The 1,664-nt window shown below is 66.9% G+C and carries 1 protein-coding gene; it reads right to left on the reverse strand.

The window, feature by feature from the left end; genetic code table 11:
• Positions 1–28: 28 nt before the first annotated feature.
• Entirely contained in the window at positions 29–1,492 is a 1,464-nt protein-coding gene (locus tag ACWF94_RS40115) for a catalase (RefSeq protein ID WP_453500176.1), read from the reverse strand.
• Positions 1,493–1,664: the final 172 nt, after the last annotated feature.

Here is a 1,664-nt window from a genome sequence, read left to right on the forward strand (position 1 = left end):
CCCGTGGGGCGCAGCCGTACGTCAGACCTCAGCTTCCGTTCACCTTGGTGGCGATCCGGTCGCCGATCTTCTTGTCGACATTGCGCCAGTACTGGAACGCACGGTCCAGTACGGGCCTGGACACGCCCTGCTTCAGATGCCCGGCGACATTGGACACCAGCCGGTCCCGGGCCGCGTCGTCCAGCACCTGGCGGACCTGGGTGCCCGCCTGGCCCCAGTCGTCGTCCTCGGCGTGCAGTTTGTACGCCTCCCGGACCATCTCGCCCGCGCTGGCCCACCCCGCCGGGTCGCCGAAGCGCCCCACATCGGCCGCGGGACCACCGAAGGAGTTCGGTGCGTACGTCGCCGAGGTGTTCGCCGGGACATAGCGCATCGGGCCGTCCTTGGCGTACGAGTTCACCGCCGAGTGCGGCCGGTTGGGCGGCAGCTGGGCGTAGTTCGGGCCGATCCGGTACCGATGGGTGTCCGGGTACGAGAACAGCCGGCCGAGCAGCATCTTGTCGGGTGAGGGACCGATGCCCGGCACCAGATTCGACGGCTCGAAGGCGGCCTGCTCGATATGGACGAAGTAGTCCTCCGGGTTCCGGTCGAGCGTCATCCGCCCGACGTCGATCAGCGGGTAGTCGCCGTGCGGCCACACCTTGGTCAGATCGAACGGGTTGAAGCGGTAGTCCGGCGCGTCGTCGAACGGCATGATCTGGACCTTGAGGCTCCAGGTCGGCGCGTTCCCGGACTCGATGGACTCGTACAGATCACGGCGGTGCCGGTCCGCGTCCTGCCCGGCCAGCTCATCGGCCTCCGCCTGGGTGAGGAAGTCCACGCCCTGATCCGTCTTGAAGTGGTACTTCACCCAGTACCGCTCGCCGCCGCGATTCACCCACATATAGGTGTGCGAGCTGTAGCCGTTCATGAACCGGTACGACCTCGGGATGCCCCGGTCGCCCATCAGCCAGGTGACCATGTGCGCGGACTCGGGGGAGAGGGTCCAGAAGTCCCACTGCATCTCGTTGTTGCGCAGCCCGGTGGCCGGGTGGCGCTTCTGGGAGCGGATGAAGTCCTGGAACTTCTGCGGGTCGCGGACGAAGAAGACCGGCGTGTTGTTGCCGACCATGTCGTAGTTGCCCAGCTCGGTGTAGAACTTCAGCGCGAACCCACGCGGGTCCCGCCAGGTGTCGGGGGAGCCCAGCTCACCGGCGACCGTCGAGAACCGGGCCAGCATCTCGGTGCGCTTGCCCGGCTGGAACAGATCCGCCTTGGTGAACTGGCTGACGTCATTGGTCACTTCGAAGAAGCCGTACGCGCCCGACCCCTTGGCATGCACCACCCGCTCGGGGACCCGTTCCCGGTTGAACTGGGCCATCTTCTCGATCAGATAGTGGTCCTGGAGCAGAATCGGGCCGTCGGGACTGACGGTGAGCGAGTGCTCGTCGCTCTCCACCGGGATCCCGGCGTTGTTGGTCGTGTACGGAGCCTTGGGGGATGACTCGGTCACGAGCGTCCTCCCGTCCATCGTCGGTGAGGGTCTTCGCTTCGCCGTGTTCCCCAGTCAACTCCGCCGACACGTCGTCGGCAACATTTGGACGGTGTCCGGATTCCGACACTGCCGCCGGACTGCTCCTGGACCCGGACGCCCCGGACGGCCGGATGCCCGGACGCCCCGGGCC

This window comes from Streptomyces sp. NPDC055078 (genome assembly GCF_053607985.1).